Annotated in this window: 30 protein-coding genes; 2 read left to right on the top strand and 28 right to left on the bottom strand. The window is 56.7% G+C overall.

All coding sequences use genetic code 11. The features are described 5' to 3' along the window. Nucleotides 1–10: 10 nt before the first annotated feature. From IFT84_RS13670 to IFT84_RS13595, 16 genes are all read right to left on the bottom strand, one after another. The gene (locus IFT84_RS13670) at nt 11–1945 is read right to left on the bottom strand and encodes a phage tail tape measure protein (protein ID WP_192120272.1); all 1935 of its coding nucleotides are present in this window, start codon (nt 1943–1945) and stop codon (nt 11–13) included. A 61-nt stretch (nt 1946–2006) separates the two neighbouring features. Continuing rightward, nucleotides 2007–2369, bottom strand: a complete 363-nt coding sequence (locus IFT84_RS13665) for a phage tail assembly protein (RefSeq protein WP_192120269.1) — start codon at nt 2367–2369, stop codon at nt 2007–2009. Further along, a complete protein-coding gene (locus IFT84_RS13660) occupies nt 2369–2743 on the bottom strand; it encodes a phage tail tube protein (RefSeq protein ID WP_192120268.1) in 375 nt (124 codons plus the stop codon). Before IFT84_RS13660 ends, IFT84_RS13665 begins: the two co-directional genes overlap by 1 nt. 22 nt (nt 2744–2765) lie before the next feature. Then, complete coding sequence (locus IFT84_RS13655; RefSeq protein WP_192120266.1) at nt 2766–4244, bottom strand: phage tail sheath subtilisin-like domain-containing protein; 1479 nt, start codon at nt 4242–4244, stop codon at nt 2766–2768. After that, nucleotides 4241–4426: a hypothetical protein gene (locus IFT84_RS13650; RefSeq protein ID WP_192120264.1), complete on the bottom strand. Its 186-nt coding sequence runs from the start codon at nt 4424–4426 to the stop codon at nt 4241–4243. The genes IFT84_RS13655 and IFT84_RS13650 overlap by 4 nt, the downstream gene beginning before the upstream one ends. Nucleotides 4427–4442: 16 nt before the next feature. Further along, nucleotides 4443–5141, bottom strand: a complete 699-nt coding sequence (locus IFT84_RS13645) for a hypothetical protein (RefSeq protein ID WP_192120262.1) — start codon at nt 5139–5141, stop codon at nt 4443–4445. 4 nt (nt 5142–5145) lie between these two features. Continuing rightward, nucleotides 5146–5529 carry a hypothetical protein gene (locus tag IFT84_RS13640; RefSeq protein ID WP_192120260.1) on the bottom strand — a complete coding sequence of 128 codons (384 nt, stop codon included), beginning with the start codon at nt 5527–5529 and terminating at the stop codon, nt 5146–5148. Nucleotides 5530–5532: 3 nt separating this feature from the next. Further along, on the bottom strand, nt 5533–5943 hold the full coding sequence (locus tag IFT84_RS13635; protein ID WP_192120258.1) for a hypothetical protein: 411 nt from the start codon (nt 5941–5943) through the stop codon (nt 5533–5535). A gap of 12 nt (nt 5944–5955) precedes the next feature. Next, on the bottom strand, nt 5956–6993 hold the full coding sequence (locus tag IFT84_RS13630) for a major capsid protein (RefSeq protein ID WP_192120256.1): 1038 nt from the start codon (nt 6991–6993) through the stop codon (nt 5956–5958). 6 nt (nt 6994–6999) lie between these two features. After that, nucleotides 7000–7374: a head decoration protein gene (locus tag IFT84_RS13625; protein ID WP_192120254.1), complete on the bottom strand. Its 375-nt coding sequence runs from the start codon at nt 7372–7374 to the stop codon at nt 7000–7002. Between the two features lie 33 nt (nt 7375–7407). Next, nucleotides 7408–8469, bottom strand: a complete 1062-nt coding sequence (locus tag IFT84_RS13620; RefSeq protein ID WP_192120252.1) for a head maturation protease, ClpP-related — start codon at nt 8467–8469, stop codon at nt 7408–7410. A gap of 12 nt (nt 8470–8481) precedes the next feature. Beyond that, complete coding sequence (locus tag IFT84_RS13615) at nt 8482–8760, bottom strand: hypothetical protein (protein ID WP_192120250.1); 279 nt, start codon at nt 8758–8760, stop codon at nt 8482–8484. Beyond that, nucleotides 8760–10391, bottom strand: a complete 1632-nt coding sequence (locus IFT84_RS13610; RefSeq protein WP_192120247.1) for a phage portal protein — start codon at nt 10389–10391, stop codon at nt 8760–8762. Before IFT84_RS13610 ends, IFT84_RS13615 begins: the two co-directional genes overlap by 1 nt. Then, entirely contained in the window at nt 10388–12358 is a 1971-nt protein-coding gene (locus IFT84_RS13605) for a terminase gpA endonuclease subunit (RefSeq protein WP_192120245.1), read from the bottom strand. Before IFT84_RS13605 ends, IFT84_RS13610 begins: the two co-directional genes overlap by 4 nt. Next, nucleotides 12355–12969, bottom strand: a complete 615-nt coding sequence (locus IFT84_RS13600; RefSeq protein WP_192120243.1) for a hypothetical protein — start codon at nt 12967–12969, stop codon at nt 12355–12357. The genes IFT84_RS13605 and IFT84_RS13600 overlap by 4 nt, the downstream gene beginning before the upstream one ends. A 632-nt stretch (nt 12970–13601) precedes the next feature. Further along, nucleotides 13602–14156 (bottom strand): phage tail protein, encoded by a 555-nt coding sequence (locus IFT84_RS13595; RefSeq protein WP_192120241.1) that lies wholly within the window; start codon nt 14154–14156, stop codon nt 13602–13604. A gap of 112 nt (nt 14157–14268) precedes the next feature. Here IFT84_RS13595 and IFT84_RS13590 point away from each other — a divergent pair, with 112 nt between their 5' ends. Together IFT84_RS13590 and IFT84_RS13585 are read left to right on the top strand one after the other, a co-directional pair. Beyond that, complete coding sequence (locus IFT84_RS13590; RefSeq protein ID WP_192120239.1) at nt 14269–14514, top strand: BrnT family toxin; 246 nt, start codon at nt 14269–14271, stop codon at nt 14512–14514. Next, the gene (locus IFT84_RS13585) at nt 14514–14834 is read left to right on the top strand and encodes a BrnA antitoxin family protein (protein ID WP_192120236.1); all 321 of its coding nucleotides are present in this window, start codon (nt 14514–14516) and stop codon (nt 14832–14834) included. The genes IFT84_RS13590 and IFT84_RS13585 overlap by 1 nt, the downstream gene beginning before the upstream one ends. Nucleotides 14835–14873: 39 nt before the next feature. Here IFT84_RS13585 and IFT84_RS13580 read toward each other — a convergent pair whose 3' ends face one another. The 12 genes from IFT84_RS13580 to IFT84_RS13525 form a co-directional block, all read right to left on the bottom strand. Beyond that, entirely contained in the window at nt 14874–15179 is a 306-nt protein-coding gene (locus IFT84_RS13580) for a hypothetical protein (protein WP_192120234.1), read from the bottom strand. A 152-nt stretch (nt 15180–15331) separates the two neighbouring features. Next, nucleotides 15332–15517 carry a hypothetical protein gene (locus IFT84_RS13575; RefSeq protein ID WP_192120232.1) on the bottom strand — a complete coding sequence of 62 codons (186 nt, stop codon included), beginning with the start codon at nt 15515–15517 and terminating at the stop codon, nt 15332–15334. 170 nt (nt 15518–15687) lie between these two features. Beyond that, nucleotides 15688–16377 (bottom strand): NERD domain-containing protein, encoded by a 690-nt coding sequence (locus IFT84_RS13570; RefSeq protein WP_192120230.1) that lies wholly within the window; start codon nt 16375–16377, stop codon nt 15688–15690. 424 nt (nt 16378–16801) lie between these two features. After that, nucleotides 16802–17434, bottom strand: a complete 633-nt coding sequence (locus tag IFT84_RS13565; RefSeq protein ID WP_192120228.1) for a hypothetical protein — start codon at nt 17432–17434, stop codon at nt 16802–16804. After that, entirely contained in the window at nt 17431–17718 is a 288-nt protein-coding gene (locus IFT84_RS13560) for a hypothetical protein (protein ID WP_244651215.1), read from the bottom strand. Before IFT84_RS13560 ends, IFT84_RS13565 begins: the two co-directional genes overlap by 4 nt. Before the next feature lie 155 nt (nt 17719–17873). Beyond that, entirely contained in the window at nt 17874–18335 is a 462-nt protein-coding gene (locus IFT84_RS13555) for a hypothetical protein (RefSeq protein WP_192120224.1), read from the bottom strand. Between the two features lie 97 nt (nt 18336–18432). Beyond that, nucleotides 18433–18597 carry a hypothetical protein gene (locus IFT84_RS13550; RefSeq protein ID WP_192120222.1) on the bottom strand — a complete coding sequence of 55 codons (165 nt, stop codon included), beginning with the start codon at nt 18595–18597 and terminating at the stop codon, nt 18433–18435. A gap of 166 nt (nt 18598–18763) precedes the next feature. Beyond that, nucleotides 18764–19609 carry a helix-turn-helix domain-containing protein gene (locus IFT84_RS13545; protein ID WP_192120221.1) on the bottom strand — a complete coding sequence of 282 codons (846 nt, stop codon included), beginning with the start codon at nt 19607–19609 and terminating at the stop codon, nt 18764–18766. Beyond that, nucleotides 19606–21213, bottom strand: coding sequence for a DEAD/DEAH box helicase (locus tag IFT84_RS13540; RefSeq protein WP_192120219.1), 1608 nt, complete (start codon nt 21211–21213; stop codon nt 19606–19608). Before IFT84_RS13540 ends, IFT84_RS13545 begins: the two co-directional genes overlap by 4 nt. Further along, nucleotides 21210–21515 carry a hypothetical protein gene (locus IFT84_RS13535; protein WP_192120217.1) on the bottom strand — a complete coding sequence of 102 codons (306 nt, stop codon included), beginning with the start codon at nt 21513–21515 and terminating at the stop codon, nt 21210–21212. The genes IFT84_RS13540 and IFT84_RS13535 overlap by 4 nt, the downstream gene beginning before the upstream one ends. Beyond that, the gene (locus IFT84_RS13530; protein WP_192120215.1) at nt 21512–22333 is read right to left on the bottom strand and encodes a hypothetical protein; all 822 of its coding nucleotides are present in this window, start codon (nt 22331–22333) and stop codon (nt 21512–21514) included. Before IFT84_RS13530 ends, IFT84_RS13535 begins: the two co-directional genes overlap by 4 nt. Next, nucleotides 22330–22515: a DNA-binding protein gene (locus IFT84_RS13525; protein WP_192120212.1), complete on the bottom strand. Its 186-nt coding sequence runs from the start codon at nt 22513–22515 to the stop codon at nt 22330–22332. Before IFT84_RS13525 ends, IFT84_RS13530 begins: the two co-directional genes overlap by 4 nt. Nucleotides 22516–22554 lie beyond the last annotated feature (39 nt).

Below are 22554 nucleotides of genomic sequence, written 5' to 3'. Positions count from 1 at the left end.
CACCATTAGGTCAGGGCATCGAGCCACCGCCATTTGGCAGGCTGAGTGATTGCGGCATTGAACGGCCTGTGTCGGCATTGACTGCAGGCGGCTTGACCGTGCCGCCCATCGTCCCGCCGTTGTTTGCAGCACGCTGTGCATTTTGCACGGCAGCTACAATGCCCGGCGCGACCGCTGCAGCAATGGCCGCTCCGATCGAACCAGCCTGCCCCTGCAAGTTGGATGCAGCCGCATTGCCCAGCGTCTCGCCAGCAGTCTGCCCCGCTGTTTTGATGGCTTCACCCGCCTGCTCGCCGCCTTGGCGCAATTTTTGCAATGCTTCATTTGCTTTGCTTGCCAGATCAGGATCGTTGATCATCTTTTCGATGCGCTGAAACTCTTTGGCAGCTTGCAGCGGATCGGCGGGCGCAGGTCGGTCACGGCGGGTGAGGTCGTCGTCTTCAATTTTTCCCTGCGGCAGAAATTCACCGTAGCCATGTTTCTTGCCATCGGGGCGTTTACGGATCGGATGGTCGGCGCTGGGCAAACCTTGATCACCAGCCACCTTATATTTTCCATTCTTACCCGGGACGTTGACGCCACCGCCGGGGAACTCAGGACGATAGAAATTGTAGGGGGTCGGTGGACCCTGCCTGTGCTTCTTTTCAAGCTCTGGATCTTTGTACCCGCCAGCCATCGCCAGTTTGTCGATATCGTCTTGGGAGCTCATATACATGGCACGATCGACCCACGAATAACCAAGCTTCCTCATGCCTTCCTGAACGGCGGCATCTTTGCTGAAATCCTTGTTCAGGTTGCCCAGAACTTCGGTTGCAGTTGGCAGGACGGCATTGCCGGCCGTAATGGCCAGAGCGTCGAGATTGTTCTTGAACAACTGCATTTGCTTGTTGAACAGATCAAGCTGCGCCTCGGTAACGCCTGCGATGCTGTTCGATGGCTTTTCGTTGTTTTTGCGAACCATTTCGAGGTTGCGTTCTACCTCGTCCAAGCCTGCAACCACGCGGGCGATTTCGTCGCTAAAGCCCTCGCCAAGCAATGCACCGAGATAGGATGCTCGCTTTTGGTTATCGAGCTTTTGAAGGCTTTTCAGAAACGTCATCATCTTCTGGTCGCCGGAAAGCTTGCTGAAAGCTTTCACATCACCAACAATTGCCTTTAGGCCACCTTTGGCCTTTTTGGACAGGTTTTCCGGGGCAAGCAACTTGCTGCTCAGCGTGTTCATTGCACGCGCGGCAACCTCGGCAGGCATTTTGAGGTTCAGCATCGCGGCGCCATAGCCTGCGATTTCCTCCGGCGTCATGCCAAAACCCTTCAACGTCGCGCCAGATCGGTCGAGAAAGTCAGCAATATCTACTTCGTCGGCAATGCCGCTGTCAGCCAGATCGTTGATCAGGCTGGCAAAGCCCATCAGATCCTTGCGCGCAATGCCCATGCCAGCCGTGAAGCCGGCAAAGGTATTGCCTACGCCCTCAGCGGTCGTGTCCCAGGCGTCAGCCACCTGCACCGTGATCTTGGCAAAGTCAGCCAGCTCATCGAGTGGGATACCTGCTGCGGCACCACGTTCGAACGCCGCTGTGATCTCATCAATGCTGACAGGCAAGACACGACCAACTTCGAATATTTCGTCTTTGATCTTCGCCATCTGCTCGGATGTAGCGCCGCTCTTCTTCTGAATGCCAAACAGGTTCTGCTCAAACGTTGCGGCCTGCTTGCCAGCATAAACAAACGCAGCACCAAGAGCCGCAGGTCCTGCGTAACGCGCCGCAGTGACCAGCATGCTGTCGTTCACACCAGATGCAAGGCGCGCTACTGCCATCTGTCTGGTGTTTAAGGCACCAGCGCGTTTGCTCAAGTGATCCATCTTGCCAGCGATCGAACCGAACGCTTTGCCTGTGCGATCGACCGCGTTCATGCGAAGGGTTGCTGTGATTTCCCGATTGCTCACTGGCGTTTACCCTTCAAATGCTCGATGTACTCACCGGCCCAATGGAAGATGTCGTCAACCGTCATTCGCTCGACGGTTGTGGTTTCGAGGCCTGCTCCGAAGACGAGGTGTCGGGCGACGGTGGCGATATTTTCGAAACGAGAAAAAAACCACACACCTCTTTCTCAAGAGCGAGCGTGTCATGCGCACTGAGCTGCCCAATGCACTCGTAACCGGGCGACTTTAACAGACGCTGGACATACGCATCGATGATACCCGGATACGTGGCGACCATTGGTCCGCTTGGCGTATGCTGCAACTCCTGCGGTTTGCCAAGACCGGACATGCAAATGTCTTTGTATGTCGGTTCACGCAAAACGATGGTGTCGAACACGTCCTCGTGGGCCGTATAGGTCCGAGACAATTTGACGGAAACAGTACCCATCAATTGTCTCTCCGATTATAATTTTCCGCCGAACCGGTCAGTCCGCTCACTTCGCCAGTCATCCGGTTGATTTGCGGATCACCAGTCAGAAAAGCGCTGGTGAAGTAGTGCGTCACACCGGTGAACTCTTCATCAAAGGTCACATTGAAACGCGGCGCGCTCATCAGCTTGTCGAGGTTGATGCCACGATCTGCGAACGTGATTTCAAACCGTCGTGCCTGTGGGGTGCCTGTGCGGTCAACACTGCCGTCCTGGTTAACGACAGCTTCACTGGACAAGCCAGATGTGTTGAGGTTCAGCGTTCCGCGCAACGAGAACGATTCACCGGTGGACAGACGCATAGTAATGCGCCCGCCGTAATCATTATTGGCCATGGTGATTGCTCCTTAAAGCGGATTAGCGGAACTGGCTGTAGACACGCGCCAGACCGGCGAAGATGTCGAGCGCGTTGACGAAGTCGAGCGGCAGGGAGACGTTGACGCGGTTCGGGTTATCCGTATCCCGCACCACAACGATCTGCTGCAGCGCCGTATCGGCGTTTTCCAGAACGCCGGGCATGCCCTGATAGGTATGAAACAGAGTGGCCAGGATATCGCGCGGTGTGCTGATTGCAGCCAGATTGCTCGGGTTGCTGTCAGCCAGTGCCTTGTTGCCGTGCTCATACGCCAGCGCCGCCCGGAAGGCCTTGAGCGCGTAGGTGAGCTGGAACGGGCGTTGCAGATCGCGGAACGTGGTATCCGGCGCACCGTTGGTGGTCTGCTGGTGTGTAATCAGCTTGTCGATGGTGACATCGCCGTTGCGATTGACCGCCCAGGTGGACATGCCGTTTTTCAGGAAGGCTTCGCGCGTGGCGTAATCCATCCAGTAGGCGCGATCACGCGGCGCGGAAATGCCTTCGACAATCAGCCCGGTCTGGTTGCGCGATACATCGCCGTTCGAACCGCCGCCCAGCCAACCGGCAACCCGTGCCACAAACGCCGCGACCCAGATGTAATCGGGTTCGGCAAAGCCACCGCTGGCAAAACGCGGAATCATGGTCAGATGCCATGTGTCGCGCGCCCGTGCGGCGGTGGTCAGGTTCGCAGCCGTGTCGGTCTTCGGATAGAACGCATGGCCGTAGAGCTGTTTGGCATAGGACCAGCGGCCCGACACATCGGACAAGAATGCGTTCAGCAAATTGAGGTTGGCCGAGTCCCCGAATGCGCTGACGATCATCTCGAAGGCGTCGTCGTTCAAGGCGGCAAGCACCGCCGAAACGTTCGGAGAACCAGCCCCCGGCGTCGATGTGGCGAAGGTAAGCACGCCGTTGAACACGTTGACCGTGTCAAGCGTCGGGATAAACACATCCAGACCCGAGGCATACACGCCTTTATGGCGCGCGGTCAGTGTGACGACAGCAGCAGCAGCAGTCGCGGTGAATGGCAGAGACATGCCAGTCAGCGGATTGAAATACCCGTTGATAGCAGCCGCCAGAGAGGCCGCTACAGAGGCGGCAGTATCTCCAGCGCTGATTGTCAACGAAACCGGCTCACCGGTCACCAGCAGCACGCCCTGCCCGCCTGCAGGAGGTACAGTACCGACAGTAATGGTGCGGATTTCTGCCGTGCCGGTGTCTTCTGCACGGCCAAGCCAGATTTCCTGCGATGGCGCATTGCGGCGAGCAGCAATGAACATGGCTTCGAGCATGGAGCCAGCACCGGCCAGCGCGCGAGCGTCGGTCCGACTGTTGCAGATTGCAATCCCGCCAGCGGCAAGCGTGCCTGCAGCAAGACCATGTCCCACCAGCAACATGCGGTTGGCGTTTTCGAACTGACCACCCGACTGAACGTCGAAGGCGAAGATAGGGGCTGTCAGATTGCCCGGAATGTTGCTCATGGCGTTTTCCCGTTCTTGGGTTCAGCCTTGTCGTCAGAGACAGGCACAAGGTCGCCGTCGAGAACCAAACGGGTCTCATAGGCACTGTTGGGGTCAATAGCCCTGCCCTCTTCCGGCCAATCGGGCTGGCCACCGGGCATGGGTACGCTGCGGCCACGGACTGGCCTGTAAAGTTGGGTCATACTGTCCTCACGGGGCTTATAGGCCGGATGTGACACCGGCAGTGGTGACGCGGACTTCCCGTAGTGAGGGAAGAAGCTCAGGGGCGAAATGTGCGGAAAGCGTTGCAAGCTGTATCTTGGCGTAGGAGTCAGCGGGCAGCTTGGCGTAAAGCGAACGAATAGGCTCAGGCAGCCCGCCGTCCGTCATTTGGTAGTCGTCGTCTCGGACTTCGCAGTGCATGCGAATGGTGATCCGCTGCCAGCGCAGGCCAAGCTGTGGCACGGCAAACGACTGGTATTCTGTCTTGATGATCCGTTTGACAACGGTGCGCCAAAGCCCACCGGATTGGCTTCGCTCCAGAAGGCGCCGAACCTGAGAGCAGAGCGCGGCCAGCACGAGGCGTGCTTTCGGATCCTCCGCAATCATCGCGTCGGCGATGGTTTCGCCGTCGTCGTCGCTCGACACCGCGAGTTCAGCGACGATATCAAGGACGGCGTCTGCTTCGGTGTCATCGGCCGCTGCCATTGGTCCGCGAAGCGATACGCCGCTTTCGGTGGTGTATAGCGCAATGACAGGGGTAAACGGTGCATCGCCGTCCAAATCCTCAAGAGGCACCGCCCGGCTGTCATACACACGCTTACCGGCCAGTGTTGGATAAGCCGCCTCGCCCCTTGTTGCAGCCGTTGGGCATAGTACCTCAACTGCGGCAAGCCTCATGGCTTCTGCTGCAAGCATTGCACTATCCCTTTTTCAAGAAGAACGCTTGGCGGATCGAACCATCAAGGCGCATCGCAACGATGCTGTACGTCTTGCCAACCGTCAGAACAGCATCACCCCGACGCGGCATATACGGCCAGTCCCCGACATGAGCAGTCAGGACTGCATCATAGGAAACTGTGCCATTCACCACTCCGGGGTCGGCAGGTAGGTGCCGGGTTATCCGGTCGGCAGGCGGCTCCAGATCGATTGTGCCCATGAACTCAAAAAGTGGCCGGGTTACATCGTTCAAAGCGCCATGGTTGACCGACTGCCCGCTCTTTTTAGGCTGCAACCAGCATATGGTAACATCGAAAACGGAGGCGCAAGCCTCATCGAGTTGCGCCTCCGCGTTTCCCCAATCCATGGATCAGGAAGCCGTGAGGGTAGCGAGGTCGGCCTCTGCCTTCAAAAGCAGGTTTTCAGCTGCCTGCTTGGCTTCCTTCTTCTCGCCTGCGGCAACAACCTTAACCTTCGCATCGTTGACGGCCTTGACGGCTGCCTTGATAGAGGAGACTGCGGCGTCGGAAGCTGTGGCGCGCTGTTCAGCAGCAGCGGCAGCAGCCTTTGCCTCCTGGACTGCGGCGTCGGAAGCTGTGGCGTCGATCACGGTTGCCCCTTCGGTTTCGCTAAAAGGCGATCCCGTGACAAAAAGCGCACCAGCGGCTTCGGCTTCACTGGCAATCAGTGAATCCAGTTCGCCAGCCCATCCGCGAGGATAGGTGATCTTGCCGTCCGTGGGGTGATTGAACTCAAAGCTTCGAATGAAACGGTGAAACATGACTGTCGCTCCTTAGTTGGCTTTGAGTTTGACGAGCACTTCGGGCCGCGTGCAGATCGGCAGCACGTTGGACTCCGTGTGGATGTCCAAACCCTTGTTGTGCTTCAACCGTTCAGTCGACACGAACACCTTGTCACCTGGGCGCGGACGGGTGTTCGCATCGGCGATGGTGTCTGGCGGCGCGATGTAGCGCTTGAACAACTGCGTACCGAGCGGAAGCAGAATAGCTTCATCAGCGGCAACGGCTGGTCGAGCAACAAAGGTGCCGTCCGGGCGACGATAGGAGAACTCTTCGTCAATCCGCTCCAGCTTCATGCCTGCGAATGTGAAGGTATCTTCCACGTCATCACGGGACGGGTTTGCCGTTGCACCTGCATAGTTTTTCAGGTTTTCGCGCACATACTGATGTGACACGTACTTGTCGAAGAAGGTGCCGCCAGCCAGCACAACAGCACCACGGGTCGCAGCCCCTCGCAGGTTCTTGCGAAGAATAGACTTCGCTTCGCGGTTCTTGGCCGCAACGTCGGTGCCGGATGTATCCAAGGCGAAGTTTACGACGTTAGCCGTCAGATCGAACTTGTTGTACAAATTGACAATCAACTTGCCTTCGGCGTCGATAACCAAGCCATTCAAGGCACCCCAATCAAGATGGTGGTGCGTGGCATCATGCTTGGAACGAAGGTTCTGCAGTTTGTCGTTCATGACCGACTGCAGCGTTTCAAACACGTAGTCTTCACCGAACGCCATGATGTTCTGCAGATCGGACGGACGGATGGCGTCATCCAGCGGGAAATGCGGGATGTCGATAGTGACGCCGCGCAGATCGTTGCTCATATTGAGGTTGTTCTCACCGCCGCGCTCACGAGCGGGGATGATGGTGATTTCCCCGTCGGTGATAGCAAGACGCACGTAGGTGGTGGCAATGGGCGTATCCGTGAAGATACCCAACTGCGCAGGCCGTCCGGTGCGGTACGGAGGGATGTTGATGCTTTCTGTCAGGCGGCTATCGGCAAACTCGGGCGCCTGCAAAAGGTCGAGAACTGTTGACATCGTGGATCAAACTCCGTTGCGCGCGACAATGCCGCGATTTTCAAGTGCAGCGATGGCTGCGGATTGCTGGGTAGGCGTCACGCCAGCGGGCCAGATCAGCGCCTGCAGAACGACCTGCGCGCGGCGCTTGAGGTTCACGACGAGCTGATCAGCGCTTGTGGCGTCGGCAAACTGCAGGATGATCGCAGCAGCGGTCTGGGTGCCGTCGGTCGCTGCCGGGGCCAGCGGCTTGAACTTTCCGGTGGCTGTGACCTGTCCCAGCACCGTACCGACCAGCACCTTGCCGGAGCCAGAGGCCAGCACATCATCATCACGCGAGTAGCGGTTCTCGCCCTCGTCTTTGACGACATCAGAGGCCGTCTTGTAAGCGTAGGTTTCCATTGTCTGTCTTTGCTCCAATGAACGGGGATGGGGTTAGCTGATGCCGTGGCGGCGCTTCATGTCCGCAACGATGTCAACACGAGCTGTCGGGGCTGGCTTGCCGCCAGTGGGTGTCACCAAGCGCGATGCTTCAAGCCGCGCACGCTCGTAGTCGTTTGTCGGGGGTTGAGTTGTATCGGTGGCAGCAGCTGGCGCAGCGGCCAGTGTCACCTTTGCATCGTCAACGCTCATTCCAGTGTTGAACAGGTGTTCGGCCAGCGTCTCGCGGCCCTTGGCTTCGTCCAGCGCCATAATGGACGTGCGGCGCTCCAGCGCGGCTGTTACTGCTGTGGTAGCCGAGGCTTTCGCCGTTTCGAGGTCAGTTTTCAGCTGGGCATTTTCGGCGGCAAGCTGATCCGCACGTTCTTTATCCGTCATGACAATTTCCTGTTTTGAGCGGGTTGTGGCGGCATGAGCTGCCGTTGCAGTCGCGGCCACTCCGGGCTCTGACCAGTCTTTCCGCTTCGCCAATGCAACAAGCTTTTTGGGCGCGTGAGCAAAGGTGCGGTAGTCGAACGCAGCGACCGGAGCCGCTTTTGTCTCTGTGGTGTCGTCGGCAAAACCTTGATCAACTGCCTCTTCCGGGGTCAACCAACGCTCTTCCTTCATGATCGTGCGGCACTCGTCCGCCGACTTACCGGACTTGGCGGCGTAGACGCGTGAATAAGCCGTCGCCAGCGCTTCAAGGCCCTCGATGGTCTTGGACAGATCCGATGACGTGCCGAACGTGTATGTGCTCGGGTCATGAATCATCATGATCGCGCCGGCTGACATCGTGACGGTCTCACCGGCCATCGCGATCAACGAAGCAGCAGAGGCGGCAATGCCTTCAACAACAACGTTCGTCGTGCCGATACGGGCAGTGAGCATCGCGTGAATAGCAGCGCCGTCCGTGGCAATGCCGCCGGGCGAGTTGATGTGAACGGTCAGTTCGGCGTCGTCCTCGATTTGACCGAGCGCAAGAACCACGTCGGACGCTGTAAACCCATCGTCGAAATAATAGTCGCCGACATAGCCGGTAAGCCGAAGCCTGCCGTCTTCAAGAATTGCAGCCATGTTTAAGTATCCTCAGATGAACCGGAAGCGCTTTGCGAACCGGGTTCGTGGGGCGGTAGGATTGGTTTTAAGCGCGCACTCCGCGCCGAGCTTGGACAGTTCAGCATCGAGGTCCGCCATGCTGCTAGACGCTATCTTCAAGCGTCGATGCGTGACCGGCGAGCGGATCTCTGTTTCCTCAATCTGCTCACCGGCCAGCCGCTTAAGCTTGACCGCGTACAGCGCCTGCCAAAGCGCACACGGATCCTCGGCGTCTACGTCCAGGCCGTTCACTTTCACGAAGACTGGCATCAAACCACCTGCGGGGTTGGGACCGGTTCGTCATCATCGTCAGCGCTTGCCGGATCGCTTGGCATATTGCGCATGAACGGGGACGGCATTCCGGCGTTGATGTAGCGCTTGTGTTCGATCTCGCGCTGCTGAAACACTTCATCGGCATCCAAGCCCAGATCTGCACATTCCTGCGCAAGCGTCGTCGTTCCGTTGCTGATGCGCTCGGTCGCTGCCTTGGCAGCCTTGCCATCGTCAGCAGTTGGCTTGGCCGGTCCCTGCCACAATGCCCAGCAGACGCGGTCACGGTTGGCGTCGAACGCCTCGTAACCGCCTTTGAAGGGGATGCGACCCTCGCCGATCTCTTCGTCCAGCCAGCTTTCGTAAGGCATCTGGTAATGCGGCGCTGCGATCCGCTCACGGCGGCGAAGCACAACAGGCCAAAGCGACGATGTTTCCATTCGCACCGATGAGTATGTCGCCTGCGAATAGTTCATTGTCAGCCCGCCGAACGTAATGCCCAACGCCCGCGCCATGTCTCGAGACAAGCTGTCTGCAAATGGCAGATACTCGCCTCCGGGCACCTTCACGGACTCGAATGACAGCTTTTCGCCGGGCGCGAAATGCGAAACCGTCGGATCACCATTAACGCTGATGCTGGACTCCGCTGCGGCATTTAGCGAGCCCGAGAAGTAATTCAGAAACTCAGTCGCCAGCGGCGAGGCCCCGTCAATTGCCGACAATGCCTCTAGCGCTTCGAAAGCGTCCGCGCTCGGCTTCTCGCTGGTCAAGCAGATAGCGTAGATCGTTTGAAGCACCGCCATTTGCAGCGTGGCGTCGTCCAGGATTTCATGCTGAATGTGTTTGCGAAACGTCGGCGCCAGCAAGGAAATGCCGCGAACGTCTGTTGCATCCATCGGATCGAAAGCGTGAAGCACCAGCGACCGTCCACGAGCGTCGCGCGCTGCGTAATCGGCGGTAACGTTCACACCGGACTCACGCGTGTTGAACCGGTAGTGTGTCGCCCGCCCGTTCTCATCGTGAAATACGCCCTGATAAAGCCCTTCCGTTTCCCGCGTCTCCTGTGACAGCCGGTGTGGTGGCACCATGAGCATTTTCGTGCCTGTGGTGATGCCGTAGCGCCGTCGTTGCGCCTGGCTCATGTAGGATAGAACGCCCGTGCTTTCACCGTATGCGATGAACCAACGGATACCGATATCCGCCATTTGCGGAATAGTCAGCTTGCCGCGCAGGTCGCATTCAGCCGGGTTCCACGCATACATTTTCCAGCGGCGCTTGATCAGGTTGATCAGGTCGGCGCGCTCTTTATCGTCGTAGCCAAGCCCAGTCAGGTCCGGCTGCGGGTTGAGCGTCAGTTCCGTGCCAACCGTATCAGCGATGATCTGGTCGCAAGCGCCTTTCAATCGCCCGCTATTCTGGATTAGGTCCATGGCCAGAGCCGCCGACCGGTCCCACGCTTGGCGAATATCGTCGCGATGCTCCCGAAGGAACGCCGGTCGCGACTGGATCACACCGGACCGCGTGTCGCGCAGGTAGGAGGATGTGGCACGCTGGACACCGCCCGAAGGCTGAATGGCTGCCGGGATAGACTGGCTCCCGGCCTTTCTCCGCACCTTCGGTTTGGTTATCATCGTCGTCTCTTCCATCTGTTTTCCGGTTGTGCCACGGGTTGCAAGACTTCATCCGGCTCGGCCATTGCGCCCTGCGTATCTTGGATGCTTTCGATAGCCGCCGGTGGCAAAGCTGGCGCCAGTTCTGCCCTCAATGCAGCCCATTCTGCGGGCCTCTTGCGTGATAGCCCCAGGTGTTCAGCCATGGCCATCGCGTAAATTCGGCAGTCAAGAAAGTGGTTGTCCTGCCGCCGTGGTATCCACTCTTCGTGCAGCTTGCCTTTGACGAGCTTTTGCGAAAAGTATTCCGCCGTCAGTTGCTGAAAGTATTCTTCCCCAAGCCAGTCGCCAAAGTGGCAGTAGCCGGGAGGGTCTACCGGTTCACCGGCAGCGATACCGGTTTTATGCAGGTTGCCGTAGAACTCAGCTTTCAGCGCCCAAGTGCCGACCGGCCACGACATGATCGAGCCATGACGCTTGCGCTTGCCGCGCTTGTTGACGGACATCTTCTTAGGTGGCGTAATCGCTGGAATACCACGACCAGCCTGCCCCTTAACTGCGTATGTATTCGGGTGGCGACGGCACCACTCGTAAACGTGGTTGGTGCGAAAGCCGCTGTCCACGGCCAATGCTTCCACCTTACGCAGGACCCCGTATTCGTCGGCGTACTCGTCACCCAGCGCCGCTTCCAAGAGCGTCCACGCGCCAGTTTGGACATTGTCTGTCGGCCCTTCCAGCAGTTCGGCTCGCACTGTCCAGCTTTGCCGGTCCTGCCCAAACACCACCACCTCCAGCCAGATGCCGTAGGTCTGCACGTCAGCGCCTGCGACAAGCAGCAATCCGCCTTCCGGTATCATGCGTTCTGGATAGACCTCACGGCGCTCCAAGAGCCGCACATGGTCCGGCGCATCGCCCTTCATCGCGTAGGGAAGCGCCAGCACAAGGTTGTGGTAATCCTTGGCACCCGCCTCGCCCTTGCCTTCCATGTTCATCGCGTCTTCGGCAATGTCGCCGTAGGACATCATCAGGGACATGAACGCATCGACGTGGAAGCCTGGGTGTCGATCTGGGCCCGTGAAGGTTGGGATGAACCGGCCCTCTCGTACCGCCTGCACCCGCTCCATTTCCGAAATCTCGTGGTCGCAGTTGATGCACCGCATCGTCGTCTTGTGCGGGTGTTCGCGATTGATGTTCAGGTTCTCGTTTTTCTGTACCTGCTCGTATTGGCATTCCGGACAAGCGATGTGCCAGAACCGCTGGTCAGAGCGGCGAAACGACCGGTCAATTCGGCAATGGCCGGGATCATCACCCAGCGCGTCGCCGCTATCGAGTTCCGGGGTCGATAACTCCAAAATTTTGTAACTGCGTTGCCGGCGGAACGCTGTGAAGCGACCGAAGAACAGCGTCTCGGGATCGGCACCGTTCGGCAGTTCTTTCCATTTGGACACTTCGTCTTTGATACCGAACCGGCACGTCTTGGCCGAAAGGTCCATGACCGTGTTCGCGTTGGCCAGATAAATGGCGCCGCCGGGAAACTTCTTCTCGTATGTGGTTGACCCAACACCCGACCGGCTGGTCGATGGTGCAATGATCCGCTTGCCTGTCTTTTTCTGCCAAGCGTCAATCATCGGCTGCATCTTGCCGCTGTTGATGTCCTGCAGCGCGTCGATACCCGGAACGCCGTACAAGGCGTTGTCTGGGCATGTCTCAGCGAGGTACAGTGTCCACGCCAACGCCAGAATAGACACGCCCGTCTGTTGCGCTTTGCGCACCGTGACGAGGTTACTCGGATGCTCCTGGCTCAGGCACTCAGCGATTTCCACCAGATACGGCGCGTCCTGTGGCGACCAGAACTCGCCCTTCTTCGGGCCGTCAACCAGAATGATGTTTTCCGTCAACCAGCGGGCGAACGGCGTCGGCGCAGCAGGGCGAATTGCACTGGCTAACCGGCTCGACACAAACCGTATCGCACCGGGGTGTGCATTCATCCGAGATCATCCTCTAATAGCGCATCAGTGCGCGGCGATGCACCGGCCAGAGCCTGCAAAGCGTCTGCAATCTCGTTGCCCATTTCGAAAGCGATCTGGCGCAGAAGAACGCGCGCGCCATGCACGCCCTCTTTAGAAACAGCCACTGCCAGATCATCCGCCCGGTTTGGCAACCGCTTCAAAACAGACTGGATCTGCACGCCGCTTTGATCCGCGCTCTCGCTGACCATGTCTTTACGAAGCAGGTTGCCGGCGTCTTCCTGCTGACGCATTCGCTCACGACGAACAGCGAGCCATTCCTTTGTACGTCGAGCTTCCCCGAATGTTTCGGCGTCGTCAATGTCAGTCTGCTTGCCAGCGGTCCTACCGGCACCGGGCACTCTAGGCTGCACCGCCGCCTTCACTTTCGCAGGGTTGGTGAACCTCTGCCTGTGCGCGTCGTAGTGACTGACCGATACACGAAGCACCTGCCCTTTCGTTCCAAACTCCACCGGCGTTTCAGGCCGGTCTTCAAGCAATTTCTTTACAGCCTTTGATGCTGCCTGCTTCGACACACCATCGCGTTCTGCGATCTGTGAAATGGAGTACATGACCACCGTTTCCTCAGTCATGCAGCCACCTTTCTATGCGCCGTCGTCAACCTGCAAAGCGTCAACCCACGTCAACCGCGTCAACCCAATTTTCCGGACTGCAAAACTGACAGGATTTCGGGCTCGTCCCGACCCGCCAAGGCCCATCGCTAATGTACGGTCCCTTGATGGAGGGGGGGTGTATGAGGGGTCGCTAAGGTAATGAACACCTAATGATACCCCTTTTTTATGAGCAGTATCTTGCATAGAAGAACCATATAAAGGACCTATCGATGCATCTGCCGCCCAACTTATTGAGCACCATCTGATTGTCTCGACAGCCCCGCTAGTGGTCTGCCCCCGCTGGTGAACGCGATGTTGTCGGCCCTAGCGCTACCTTCTCACTGGATTGGGTGGTGCGCCTGTACGGTTGTTGTCGGCTGGCGGGCAGCACGTAGCCGTAGACATCTGCCAGTAGCCCCGACCACCCATGGTCCAACACAATCGTCCCCAATAGGATGCAAGCCACACCCACTCACCGGAACTCATCTGCGTGGGAAAATACGCGTAATACCTACGCCACTTCTCCATGTCGTCGTACTTTTGCTTTGTCGTCTTCCCAGACCATTTCATCACGATCCTCCACGCTGTCGCATGTGCGCCTCTAATCCGCCCTACCGATGCAGCAGCCTCTCCACCTCATGAAGGACACGAGGCGCGAGGTATTCCTCTAGCAGCTCTGCCATGACCTGCAGGTATACGTCTGGGTTGTTCGTTATAGCGTGCGCAGGGTTCGGGCCGAATAGCTCTCGAATTGCGTTGTTGCGCTTGCTCTCATTGTTAAAGCCCCCGGTGTTCACGAACACACCCGCATGGCTGCTTTTCATCTGAGCAAGGAAGGCGCTCTTGTATGAGCCTCGCCCTCTTACCCGCACACCCTTTGACGTCTGGGTAGCGCCAAGCTTGTAGAGCGGTATCCATCCAGACTTGACGATAATGTCTTGTGTGGTTCCACCAGCATTAAAGGCCGCTGTGGTGCGTTTGCGTATCTCACGCTGTGGCAGTTCGGTATGTTCGGCGTTGCGCTTCACGATGCGTGTGCGGGCCATAGAGCGCATACGTGTCATAGCCCGAGCCATTGCCTTGGCCTTGATCTCACCGGGTATGCGCTTCATAGCGCGGCTGAGGCTTTCGAACTCGCTGGCGTCGATCCTGACTTCCATTGACATGGGTCCAAATCCTTTAACGCCGTGTTGTTTTGGTTATCGTACGTACAATAATTATTAAATGTATGTACGTTTATTGTTGCGCCACCGTCGTATTTAATGTACATACAATAACATGAAGATCATCTGGGACGAACCGAAGCGACTGACCAACCTTGCAAAGCACGGTTTCGACTTCGCTGACCTGACACTTGAGTTCTTCCGGGACGCTTCGGTTACCACGGCAAAGGCCGACCGCTTCATCGCAATTGGTGAACTGCACGGTCAGCAAGTTATCGCAGTGATCTTTCGTCCATTGGGCTCGCAGGCTTTATCAGTGATCTCTATGCGCCCGGCAAACCAAAAGGAAAGGAACCGGTAATGGCTATCAAGTTTTCATCCAAACGGCCCTTGACCGACGAAGAAGAAGCAGAAATTCAGCAGATGATTGCATCCGACCCTGATAACCCCGAGCTTACAGACGAGCAGATTGCCAGCTTGAAGCCGTTTCGTGAGGTGTTCCCCGATCTGGCTGCAAGCATTGACAGCGAACTAGCACGGCGCGGACGTCCTAAGCTGGATCAAACAAAGAAGCCTGTTACCATACGGCTTGATCCTGATTTGGTCGATCACTACCGGGCAACCGGTAGAGGCTGGCAGTCACGCATGAATGATGATCTGCGCAAGGCTGCTGGGTTGTGAGCGAGGGCGATTAAACCCCCGCTCTGTCAACTGGCCGCGTTAGCAGCCTCGTCCAGGGTCGATAAATACGTGGCCGTCGGTTTCCAGCGAAGCAAGGTAGACCGGCTTGAGCACGCTGATACTTCGGAAGGCAACAGGCTTGACCGCATCGGGCGAATTGCAAACCTTGGCATGTTCGGGGACGGTAACAGCGTGCAAGTCGAACAGGATGTGTTCGGTCTGGTGCGGACTTACCGCGTAGACGCTGGAGTGATCATACCGGGGCATTGCGCTGGCTGGTGACATAAAGAGTGCAGCGCCAAGCAGCGCCAGACCCATGAAGAAGAAACTTCGGATCGTTTTCATGCGACTTCCTTTCTGTGGTTGGTGATTTCAATGTGATGCACACACCCAAAACAGCCACGGCTCACTGCCGTTAAGCCTGAAATGGTTGCGGGCGCACCGGGTGGTGCCGGTAGTCTCGGAAGCTGCGGGGATACGCCAGTGGATTGGCATGGCTACACCCCGGCTTCGAACACATGCTCCGTCAGGTCTTCAACACGAGCATCACGCCAAGTTGTCGGCGTCTTGGCGTATCGTGACGGGCCAAGAAAATCGGTGTGGTATGTGGCTTCCTGCACTTGCAACACCACAGTGCCATCAGGTGCGGCACGGTAGCGTCGCTTGCCGGTCAACTTGATCATCGGGTGCCTCGCGTTGATTGATCCCGCCTGCCCACTTCATCAGCCTCATATGCCCCTGTCAGGGATTGCGGCGCTGATAGCCAGCGATCTGGCACGAGTGAAAGCCTTGTCATCCGGTCGCGGGTTGGGCCGGTGGAAGAATGCCGCAATTTGGTAAAGCTGGTGCCTGCCTACAGGCTTACGGATTGAGATGTCCCAAACCCCCATGAGGGGGTAACCGATGATGACGAAGCAATACCGGCTGCAATCGGCGGATCGGCCTCGACGCAGTTGCGAGCGCGAAGGGTGGCACAGATAAGCTTGGTGATTTGCTCGCCCGTCATACGCCACCTGATCTGGTCTATGGCCTCGCCCATGGTCAGCTTGGCAACGCTTTTGATACCCAACGACCGGCACACGTTGTGCAATTCCTCACGCCAGAGAACGTGAATGGCATCGTGTGGCAGACACCTTGCCGGCTTATTCCACCCACTGACCTCGTGCCATTCTGTGCCACAATCAACATACCCGGACCTTTCAGCCTTAGGGTAAACCCATGTGACCGCGCCTCGCGCCTTATCTGGAGGATAGAAGCCGCTGCCAGTATTGCTTAGAAACTTCTCGTGCAATGCGGCATACACGAAAGACGTGACCTGCCGCATCGCCTTGACCTGATCTGGCAGCCGGTCCAACTTGTCTTTGGCGCTCTTGATCTCAACTGCGGCAATGCGATCCTCACCCACTGCCAGCACATCAATGCGATTGCCAAACGACTCGGCGTTGATCTCGTGGATGATCCGGCATCCGGGGATCATGGCGCGCAGGCGTTCAACAACAGCAATGCGTATCTCAGCCTCAGCGTTGGACCTGTAAGCTGGCATTGCACTCTCCTGAAACGACAAAGCCGCCCTGCGGTTAACAGGACGGCTCATATTTTACCGTTGGCCGCGTTCGTAGCGCGGTAACGACATACCCAGACTTCACCTAGTTGCTGGCTTCTCGTGACGGGTCCAGCACCCGGACTGCATTTCTTTAAGGTCGCCGCAATTCTGACTGCCCGAAGGCCCGACCCCGGTGCGCCGTCGCGCGGTGGCTTGCATGTCCGGTATTTGGACGATTGTTGTATCAGAACGGGCCGGGCTTGATACCGGCTGTGGCAAGGGGCGGCCGCCCTCAATCTTCACTCCAGTCCACATTAGCGTCCCGGTTCGATACACTGGCGGGTGTAGATGGCCGCCTCGATAGCCGCTTGCGTGTCCTTCCACGCCGCCGTTCTGATCTCTTTCGCCCTACCGGGCGATCTGCTCACCTTGCGCCTTGGCCTTCTGCTCGCGGCGTAGGTGTCTCTGGCTGATTGTGCCGCACCCGGATTACCGGGGGTTCGATTACTCTCCAGCGTGGGAGAGAAGTGTCGATCTGCGGCCTAGCGTCCGGCTGGCGCCAGTTCTTGACGCAACTTTCGGACGTTACCGTTTGTGATTGCGTTTCTCTCTCATTTTCGGACACGGCGCAATCCACCCCATCAAGCCGTACAGTGGCCTTTCGGTTTAGCGTGTCCGCAATCCCCTGGCACACATGGGTTACAGCCCGGCGCAAAGTTCTTTCGTTCATGTCATTTTCTTCTGCAAATGCCGATATTTTCATGCCTTTGCGCACCTTCACCCATGACCAGGCGTAAATCAGCTCGCGATCTGCCTTGTCAGGTAGGGCATTAATCCACGCCCATACCTGTTCCATTCGGTCGATAGCGGCCCCTGTGGCGCGTTTCTTGATCCGGGTGACCTTGGATAGCTCCAACTCGTCATATCGCTTCACAGCCTCCGGCATTCCGTTACCGAACTCTTTCGGCCCCTTCACACCCGGCAACAGCCGCGACGTATCTGCCATTTCAATGATGCGGTCTTCGACGGTTCTGGCGGTCCAGTCCTGAAATTTCATGCTGCATCCTCAATCATGTCGAGCAAATCGCTCTGCACTGGTTTGGAAAACTTGGTGGTAATCAACACCTGCAAGACGTGGCTGTTGGGTATGCCGAAATTTGCGGCTTTGACATTGCGGCGAAGCCTGCCCAGATCGATAGAGTTGAACTCATCAACCAGCGTGCGGCGCTTTTCCAAGCCGGGGTTCGTAACAATCAGCCGGGAAACGGCTTTAATCATATCGGCATACAGTTCTCGGGCGTTTGCCTTTGTGCCGGTCATCAACATGAAGACAAGGCGCAAGTGCCCTTCCCCGTATTCCTCGCCAATTTCGCGCACCGTACGCTTGCAGTAACATTCGAAGGGTCTACGGCTCGCCGGACTATGCTCATGCGCGTCCAGCAGCCTTACAGAGCATTCTCTGGCAATCTTGTGGATGTTGACCCGGTGCCTCAACGTTACGCCTCTCCCCGCGCTGCTTTTTCTGCGAGATAGACAGCGGGATCGATGCGCCGGACCTCGGATGCTGCACCGAACGTACCAAGCTTGTTATCGCGATACGCGCGCTGCGCATTCGGGTCGAATTTGGCCGAGTTGCCGCGGCGAATCCATCCGGGGGCCTTGGCTGCCGCCAGCTTCATTTTGCGACTGACTTTCGAGACTTTCGCCGCTGCTTTGGCTCCCCGGCGCTTGCCATCGCGCGGGTTTGCTTTTGGCGGTTCCGGCGTTGCCTTCATTTTCTTGCCGCGCTTGCGCACCTTGGCCTGCTTCGGAATACGATGTTCGCCGGCCAATTCATCCAGCGCCGCCCATGCCTGCGCATTGGTATCGAACGGACCGCCAACGGCGAAACCGTCAGCGTCCGATACCTGATAATGCCCATCATCGGTCTGGGTTACGGTCAAAGCTTGTTCTGTCATTTCCATGGCCTCCACAGGAAACAGAAAATTGCGTAGGCGGGCAGCACAAAGAGCCACATCACCAGCAGGCACATCATCAGAAATCCGCTCAACTGGCTCATGACTTACCCTCCTTTCGATGCTGCCGGACGCTAACCGGATGCTTTCCAGTTGGTATCAAACGCTTCTTGCGCACCTCGACAATCGGCCACCGCGACGTGTCTTGAAGCAGCTTGCGCTCCATGGCGCGAATTTGCTCGTCGGTCAGTTCGGTATCGTTCATGCTGCACCTCTCGTTCGTATGCTTCCGAACTGTGGGCGTATGACAACCGCCGGAGTGGTATAGACACGGTCTATCTCAGGCATGAGCCGAACAATGATCGGAGTTATGTCAATGATACGGGCAGTCGTGCGATTGTCAGCCCAAACAAACAAGTCGAGTTGCTCACTCATGCAGCAAGCCTCCGCAAATCTTCGGGCGTCATTCGTCGCTCACGCAAGAGCTTCAACGCTTCTCGGTGGCGGGTACGGTCAGGAATGTGTGCATTTATCCAGCGGGAAAAAGCGGCTTCATCATCAGGGATAGATTCGTTTCTCGTGCGCACATGCGTATACGTACCCTCACTACCTTCAGAGCAAGACCCCTTGTTCCCATGTTCATCTTCCCATGTTCTCTTCATATGTTTACCCGCCATTTGTGTCGGTTCATGACCCGCCATTTTTGTCGGTTCGTGATCCGCCATTTTTGTCGGTTCGTGGTGTGAGTGATCCGCCATTTTTGTCGGGTCACTTAATCGGCCATGATGGTACCGACGCTCTTCTCTTTCCTCTGTTCTCCGTTCCTTGAGTGTGGTTGAATAATCAAGAATATGATTGACCTTTGAGACAGGCGCACAAATCCGATAGAAGTTCGTTGTTGTGCGTCCGCGCCGCAATACGAACAGCCATTGAGAAGCAACAATCCTCGGAATGGTTCGCTCAACAGTGCGCACGCTGATACCAATTTCATCGGCAATGAATTGATGCGACGGGTCACATCGACCAGTGTCACAGTTCAGACAATCAAGAATCAGGAGAAGGATAGCCTTTGCCGTCCTGTTCATGCGAGAATCGCGGTCCTTTCGGATCCACGTTGAAAACTCTTTTTTGGCCTGCCAAAATTCCGAATGGCATAGATCGTATGCTTTGCGAAAATCTTCAGGCCACGCTTGTTTATCGCGTGGCATAGCTTTCAGATGGCCCGCCAATTCCCTTGGCAAGGTTGGCATCAAGTAGAAGCCGTTTGCCTGGATCATGCAGCGGCCCTCTCTTCCACTTCATCGTCATAGGCGGCGGCTGTGATGCTCCAGAAACTGCCATTGCGCTCAATGTCAATTGATGCGGGCCTGACAAGCTCGCCGCGCCTCGCGTAGGCCTCTTCAAGGGTTTCAGGGGCAGGCAAGTCACCGAGCAACATTGCCCATAAGTCGCGCCACCAGCGGGTGCTAAGATGCTTGTGCCAAACGCGGATAATTGCTTCACCTCCAAGCCCAACTGAAAGCATACATGATAACCCGCCAGTCGACGGTTTCCGGTAAGCATGCAAAGCAATCGACTCCACAGACAGCCCCCGAAAGCCGCGAACCTCTGTCAGTGCAGTCACTGCTGCTTGCTCAGGACCCCAGTTAATCGACCCGTATTCAAGCTGCTCAGCGGTAACGGCTTTCCGCGCTTTCAGGACACGCTCACAGTGAAGGCACGTATGCGCTTGAACGTGATTGTAAGTTGTGCATGCCGGGCATGGGCGCCAAGGTGCAATCCCTCCAAGCGGCTGCCCTGATTTGTCGAAATGAGGATCATGAACCGGACCAAAAGTTTTTACGTTGCCCGCAAAGTCCAACACTAAGCAGTCGGACTTGCCTTCGTATGGGCGTGTGCCGCGTCCGACAGATTGCGTGTGAATAATTGGCGACATCGTTGGGCGGCACGATGCTATCAAGTCGATGTCGGGGACATCAAAGCCCGTTAGCGCCGCTTGAACTGTCACCGCAACGCGGGTTCTCCCCTGCTTATAGGATTTGACGGAGGCCTCTCTATCTGCCTGAGACATCGCGCCAATGATGAGCGATCCTCTAATGCCGTGACGCCTTAGCGATGCAACATACGCCTCAGCATGATCAACGGTGACAGCAAATATCAGCCCTTTCGACCGGTCTGCCAGCGCGGCAACAAAGATATCAATTTGAGCATCAACTTGATCAAGATTTGCCCGCACAAGCTGGCTTTGGTTATAATCGCCTGCGCTTTTGGAAACGCCTTTCGTTGTCATGCGAGCATCAGGCGCAACATATCGCACCGGGGCTAGAAATCCCCGCTGCACTAACTCATTCACACCGATTTCGAATGGCTGCGAGTTGAACCACGCCTTGCTACCAAAGATCGCTCCATCGGCAGTTCGGAAGGTGGTAGCACTCAACCCGACCCTAGATGTATCCCGCCCCCGTGGAAGTCCCGCAAACAGACGCGCAAACCAAGAGCCCTTGTGAAGCGGCATTTGGTGAGCTTCATCAACAATGATGTGATCGGGATCGAAATTAATGACGCCAGCGAGGCTCTGGGGTGTTCCAACAAGAATACGTGAGCCCAGTTCCTTTCTGCCCAGAGATGCACAGACAACTCCGATATCGGCTGATGGAAGCAGTCTGCGCAACGCCTTCTCGTTTTGTTCAGCGAGTTCCCTGGACGGCACAGTTACAACGATACGTTCATTGCCACGTACCGACAGACGATCAACGATGCCAGCTACTACCATGCTTTTACCTGCGCCGGTCGGAAGGCTGGCAACAGGGTTTTGTCCACTTTGGACAGCGGAAACAATTGCGCTGACCGCCGCTGTTTGATAGTCGCGAAGAGCCGTCATGTCGTACCTCTTTCGCGTGCAGACCGCTGCCGTTGTATCCTCTCCATGACCGCCAAAATCTGGGTGCCAAGTTCTAAGAGTGGGTCAGTCGCTGGATAGTCCGCGCCAGCCATTTCGCTTTTCAACAATTCAATGTCGTTTCGGACGCCCTCTAAGCGACGTCTGCTGGTGCCCAAAATCCACGAAAGGGATTGTTGTGCTTGCGCCCCAGCATCGCCGTTGCCAAGGGTGTGGATGGCGAGGTTCATTACCTCAATGGTGTCGTACAGGTGATCAAGATGATCTTCGGTAATCTTGATCATACCGTCACCTCGGCAGCCTTACTCAGCGTCGCAAGCAAAGTTTCCAGCACGTCCGTGCGTTCATGCAGATAGCTATATTCGTGGTCGGCGTAGACTTGTGAAATCCATCTCGCCTGAGCCCTGACCTCTGCCATATTGTAGGGCGCGTAAGACAGTATTTGAGCTTCAATCGCTTTTACATGATCAGAAGACGCCTGCGCTGCGGCCAATGCAGCAGTGTAACCGGCATCGTCATGTATCTTCTTGTTCGATGCCTTGATGGCATCTAGCTCGGCGCACTTTTCAGCGATCCTCGCTTGGCAACGTTCTACAGATTGCCTTTCGCGATCCGTGGCCGTTGACGAATTGAAATCCACACGTAAACGCAGCCGATTGAGATAATATGCCTCGATGGCTTCTTTTGAGCCTTTGTAGATTGGTGTGCGTGTTGATACGCCATTTTGATCTGCGGCGCCTACTAGCGTTGCAACCTCTACATGTTCAATCCAAGTGTCGCTTAGGGCCGGGTCATCCGCAAAAACCGCGAGGGCGTCCCAAGCATTGCAATCTGCTCTCCACGCCTCAGAATGCTTGTCGAATAGAGTTTGCAAGTGCGATGTGGTGAATACAGGACTTGCAAGCACACCGCCGACAACGGTGGTAGGGGCGACGGAAACAACAGCCATCAAGCCCAGTGCCTTTCTGCGGCTCATTACTGGATTTTTAAGAACTTCGATGTTATTGCAATAATCGTTCATTTTGGTTTCCTTCGCGGGATACTGAGAACCAAGCTCGGCAGAGGGTGCAACCTCTCCGGGCTTTCTCTTTGTCTGGCTCATGCTGCTGGCTCCATGAAAAACGCAATCAATTTGCCGCGTTCGGCAACCCAGCGTCCGCCAACTTTCTTGGCTGGTAGCTCGCCCTTTTCGAGCAAGGAAAATGTTACACGTTGGGTGCGGCCTATAATTTTCGCAATCTCAGCTCCACCCCAGATCAATTCAGTTTTTACGGTATCTGCCATTACTTACAGTCCCTTCGTAACCAGATGTTAACCACGGTG

The organism is Rhizobium sp. CFBP 8762, from assembly GCF_014841565.1.
Classification (GTDB): Bacteria; Pseudomonadota; Alphaproteobacteria; order Rhizobiales; family Rhizobiaceae; genus CFBP-8762.
This window is presented reverse-complemented; position numbering and strand designations above follow the sequence as displayed.